Raw genomic sequence first — 4753 nt, 5'->3', positions numbered from 1 at the left:
TTCTAAATCAAGCGCAAGTTGTAGTACAGCCATGTTTAACTATAAATTGGTTTTACAAATATTATAATATTGCATTTTGAGATTTTTTGCGAAAAACTTAAGTTTTATGTATACTCTCTCTACAATATGTCAATTCGTATCTATAGCAATTTTATAGAATTAGTAAAAGAGCTTTACGACCTCAGAAAAATTTCTGATTTATTAGACTGGGATGAGAAAACCTATATGCCTACAGGTGCAGTAGAAGATAGAGCTTGTGAATCTTCAACACTTTCAGCTGTTTTGCATGAAAAATTGATTTCTAAAGTTATGGGAAGGTATTTAAGAGAGTTGAATAAAGGTAAGGTAAAAGAGAAATTAACTCGTAAGCAAAAAGCAATTGTAAGAGAAATTGCTAGATTATATGAAAGGGAAACAAAAATCCCTATTAAATTGGTTAAAGAAATAGCCCGAGTAAAATCGCTAGCCACAGAAGCATGGGTAAGAGCCAAGAAAAATGCTGATTTTAATATTTTCAAGTCTTTACTAGAAAAGATGATAAACCTTAAGAAAGAAGTTGCAGAATCTATAGGTTATGAGGATAAGCCTTACGATGCTCTACTCGATGAATACGAGCCTTATACAAAAGTAAAAGATATATCTCCTGTATTTTCTGAGTTGAGAAAGCCCATTGTGTCGGTTGTGAAATCTATAAAAGAGTCTGGCCGTGAAATAGATGATAGAATATTAACACAAAAATTCGATCTAGAAAAGCAGAAAGAGTTTGGACTGCAAATAATTAAAGATATGGGATTTAATTTAGAGCGCGGGCGCTTGGATGTATCGGCTCATCCATTTACCTCAGGCTCTTATAGAGATGTAAGATTGACTACTAGATATAAAGAGAACGATTTAAGAACTTCTTTATTTGCTATGATTCACGAAGCAGGTCATGGATTATACGAGCAAGGGTATAGAGAAGAGCATTATCGCACACCTTTGGCTGATTTTATATCTCTAGGCTATCACGAATCGCAATCAAGATTATGGGAAAATATGGTAGGAAGAAGTTTATCATTCTGGAAATACTATTATCCTAAACTTCAAGAGCTATTTTCTGTGCAATTGAAAAATTATTCTTTAGAAGATTTTTATAAAGCAATAAACGTTGTAAGACCTTCTTTTATTAGAGTAGAAGCAGATGAGGTAACTTATAATCTTCATATTTTGCTAAGATATGAGTTAGAAATTGATATTTTTGACGATAAAGTAAGTGCAAAAGAGCTCCCTCAGTTATGGAATGAAAAAATGGAAGATTATTTGGGAATAGTGCCTGAAAACGATGCTGTTGGAGTTTTACAAGATGTTCATTGGTCTCAAGGCTATTTTGGATATTTTCCAACCTATAGTTTGGGCAACCTTTACGCAGCGCAATTACTTAACGCTGCTAAGAAAACAATACCAGATTTTGAAATTGCTATTTCTGAAGGCAAACTTTCGGTACTGAAACAATGGCTCAACTGTAATGTTCATCAATATGGTAAGCTTTATTCAGCCAAAGAGCTAACTAAGAAGGTTACTGGCGAAATGTTAAATCCTAATTACTTCTTAGAGTACATAAAAACAAAATTCGGACCACTATATGGTATAGAGTTATAGCCACTGCTCACCCTTTCATCACGCCAATCGGTTTGAGCCTTGCAACTTTAAGTGAAATACCAGCTCCATGGACTGCTTCTACTACATCGTCTACCCTCTTATAAGCATCCGGAGCTTCTTCGCAAAGCACATCTCTACTCGCAGCCCTTGTGTAGATATTTCTTTGCTCCATTAAATTTTTAACAAAATCAACTCTGAATTTGCGTATAGCCTCGTTTCTAGACATGAGTCTGCCTGACCCATGGCATGTAGAGCCGAAAGTCTCTTTCATGCCTAGCTCAGTGCCTACTAAAACGTAGCTTGCAGTTCCCATATCGCCAGGTATCAGTACAGGCTGACCAGTGCTCTTATACTTATTTGGTAGATCTTTCTGCCCTTTTGAAAAAGCTCTTGTAGCGCCTTTTCGATGCAAATATAATTTTCTTCTTCTGCCTTCATATTCATGCTCCTCTAGTTTCGCAATATTATGCGCTACATCATATATAATATGCATCTCTAACTCTTCAGCTGATTTGCCAAATACTTTCTCAAAACTCTCTCTTGTCCAGTGCACTATCATCTGGCGATTAGCCCAAGCATAATTAGCGGCACAGCACATAGCTTTAAAATAATTTTGAGCTTCAGCGCTTTGTGCAGGCGCGCAAGCTAGTTGTCTATCAGGTAAAGAGATATTGTATTTTCTTACCGCTCTTTCCATTTCACGCAAATGATCTGTACATATTTGATGTCCGCAGCCTCTAGAGCCTGTGTGTATTAGCACTAGAATCTGGTCTTTTCTTTCTATACCAAAAACTTTTGCTATTGCTTCATCGTAAATTTCATCTACTTTTTCTATTTCGAGAAAATGGTTTCCTGCGCCAAGCGTGCCCAATTGAGGTGCGCCTCTTAATTTTGCTTCGTGACTTACCTTTGTGCTATCTGCGTCTTTCATTTCACCTCGCTCTTCTAAAAATTCAAGATCTTCTTGCCATCCGTAACCTTTTTCAACAGCCCATTTAGCACCTTGCTCTAGAACGCTGTCAAGCTCTTGAGTTGAGAGTCTCAACTTACCTCTCGATCCTACTCCTGAAGGCACTTCCACAAAAATTCTATCTATCAGCTCTTTTATTTTAGGATGCACTTCTTTTAGTGTTAGATTAGTTTTGAGAAGGCGGACTCCGCAGTTGATATCGAAACCGACACCGCCAGGTGATATTACACCTTCTTCATAGCTTGTAGCTGCAACGCCTCCAATTGCGAAGCCGTAACCCCAGTGTATGTCTGGCATAGCAAGACTTTTACCTACAATGCCTGGCAGCATTGCAACGTTAGCTACTTGCTCAGGAGCATCGTCTTTCCTTATACTATCAATCATCTTTTCAGTTGCGTAGATAACACCACTAGTACGCATTCCGGGTTTGTAGTTCTGTGGTATCTCGTATCGGTAGTTATCTAGTTTTTTCAAAGGGCCTGACCAGACCATTTATATCACCTATTTTCAAAAACGTATCTTTTGTATTAAAACTATCTAAGAACGAAAATTATAAACTATTTCAAGCTTGTTTACAATTTGAAAATGCTAGTAATCCCAGGAAGCTCTTCAACAACGCTCAGCCAGAGAATTGCACAAGTGCTTAACTCAAAGCTGGTAAAGCCTGAAATTAAGCGATTTCCAGATAGAGAATGCTATATTAGAATTCTTGAAAATTTAGATAACGAAGAAGTTCTACTTGTGCAGAACACATACCCAGATGAGAGCATTCTAGAACTTATTTTACTTCAGGATGCTATCTCAGAATTTAAAATTCGTAAGCTGATAACGCTAATACCTTATTTTGGGTACGGAAGACAAGACAAGAAATTTAAAGAAGGAGAAGCTATAAGCGCTAGAGCTCTTGCAAAAAGGCTAGAGCTCGATACAGACGAAGTAATCACTATAGATATTCATAAGAAGGATGTACTCCGATACTTCAATATTCCTGCAGCAAATATTTCAGCTATGCCACAGATTGGCGAATATTTGAAAAAATTAGGAATTGAGCTAGTTATAGCTCCTGACAGAGGCGCTTTAGAGCTAGCGAGGACAGCATCTAAAGTTATAGGATGCGAATACGATTATTTAGAAAAAATAAGGACAGGTGAAAAAGTTGAGCTGAAGCCTAAAAATTTGAATGTGAAAGGTAAAAGGGTAGCGCTCGTCGATGATATTATCTCCACAGGAGCTACCGTAGCAACTGCTTCCCACTACTTGAAATCGCAGGGCGCTGAAAAAGTTTATAATGCATGCACTCACGGGCTTTTTATAGGAAATGCTCTAGAAAAATTGGAAAAGGTTTGCGATGGAGTTTTCTCTACAGATACCATAGAAAGTAAATTTAGTGTGATAAGCGTTGCTGAAGAAGTGAAGAAACTTTTGGCGTAAGCGCTTCAAAAGTGAGAGAATTTTTGTTTTTTCCTTTTTTCTTAATCCCGTCTTCTTTCGAACTTCGAGAAAAAGTTTTATTATTCTCCAATGTCCTTCTAATTCTGGAGGAAAAACAAAATGCCTTGTAAAGCAAAAGGCGGATGCGCAAAAAAGAGAAAAGTCAAGAAGAAAGGCTAGAAAAAGAAGAAGAGCTGACTAATTGTATAGCCGGTGGTTGAATGCTTGACCTTATCTGTCTTGCTGCAATAATAGCATTCATAATCATCCTTTTACCTGCGCTTGTAAAAATAGGAATCTTGGCGCTCAAGGTAGGGCTGATAATCTTAATTGCTCTCATCCTAGCTACACTTATCTTGTGGCTGCTTGGTATAATTGGTGAGCTGGTTGTGAGGCTGTTTGGGTAAGGGAAAAAGGTGAAGCGCAAGGTGAAGAAAATTAACTATCTCGGATTTTTAGGCTTTCTAGGGTTTTTGGGATTTTTAGGAACTAGGGATCCGCTGCTGTATTCTCTGTTCTGCTCGTTCTTTTTACTTCTCTTATTTGTCCCAAAGAAGTCCTGAAAACGAATACTTCTCCAGCCTGGTTTGAGCGGCTGGCGGAGAGATATCATAGCGATCAAACAAGGAAACTCCAACCTTTAGGTTGGGAGAGGAATTGCGTTGTTTAGAAAAGAACCAGATTTTAAATTACGATATCCAAGAGGCCACTTTT

Annotated in this window: 4 protein-coding genes; 3 read left to right on the top strand and 1 reads right to left on the bottom strand. The window is 37.7% G+C overall.

All coding sequences use genetic code 11. The features are described 5' to 3' along the window. Positions 1-126 precede the first annotated feature (126 nt). Positions 127-1638 (top strand): carboxypeptidase M32, encoded by a 1512-nt coding sequence (locus QMD21_07075; protein MDI6856522.1) that lies wholly within the window; start codon positions 127-129, stop codon positions 1636-1638. Positions 1639-1645: 7 nt separating this feature from the next. Here the strand turns inward: QMD21_07075 and QMD21_07070 are convergent, their stop codons facing one another. Beyond that, positions 1646-3100 (bottom strand): RtcB family protein, encoded by a 1455-nt coding sequence (locus QMD21_07070; GenBank protein ID MDI6856521.1) that lies wholly within the window; start codon positions 3098-3100, stop codon positions 1646-1648. A gap of 93 nt (positions 3101-3193) precedes the next feature. Here QMD21_07070 and QMD21_07065 point away from each other — a divergent pair, with 93 nt between their 5' ends. Together QMD21_07065 and QMD21_07060 are read left to right on the top strand one after the other, a co-directional pair. Then, positions 3194-4039 carry a ribose-phosphate diphosphokinase gene (locus QMD21_07065; GenBank protein MDI6856520.1) on the top strand — a complete coding sequence of 282 codons (846 nt, stop codon included), beginning with the start codon at positions 3194-3196 and terminating at the stop codon, positions 4037-4039. A gap of 221 nt (positions 4040-4260) precedes the next feature. Continuing rightward, a complete protein-coding gene (locus tag QMD21_07060; protein MDI6856519.1) occupies positions 4261-4446 on the top strand; it encodes a hypothetical protein in 186 nt (61 codons plus the stop codon). The last annotated feature ends 307 nt before the right edge of the window (positions 4447-4753 follow it).

It is taken from the genome of Candidatus Thermoplasmatota archaeon (genome assembly GCA_030018475.1).
GTDB lineage: Archaea > Thermoplasmatota > JASEFT01 > JASEFT01 > JASEFT01 > JASEFT01.
Note: the sequence above shows the minus strand (reverse complement) of the source record. Positions and strands in the feature narration are given on the sequence as shown.

Excerpts from the sequence above, each read along its gene's own strand:
- QMD21_07075 (MDI6856522.1), top strand. The coding sequence starts at position 127 with ATGTCAATTCGTATCTATAGCAATTTTATAGAATTAGTAAAAGAGCTT.
- QMD21_07070 (MDI6856521.1), bottom strand. The coding sequence starts at position 3,100 with ATGGTCTGGTCAGGCCCTTTGAAAAAACTAGATAACTACCGATACGAG.
- QMD21_07065 (MDI6856520.1), top strand. The coding sequence starts at position 3,194 with ATGCTAGTAATCCCAGGAAGCTCTTCAACAACGCTCAGCCAGAGAATT.
- QMD21_07060 (MDI6856519.1), top strand. The coding sequence starts at position 4,261 with ATGCTTGACCTTATCTGTCTTGCTGCAATAATAGCATTCATAATCATC.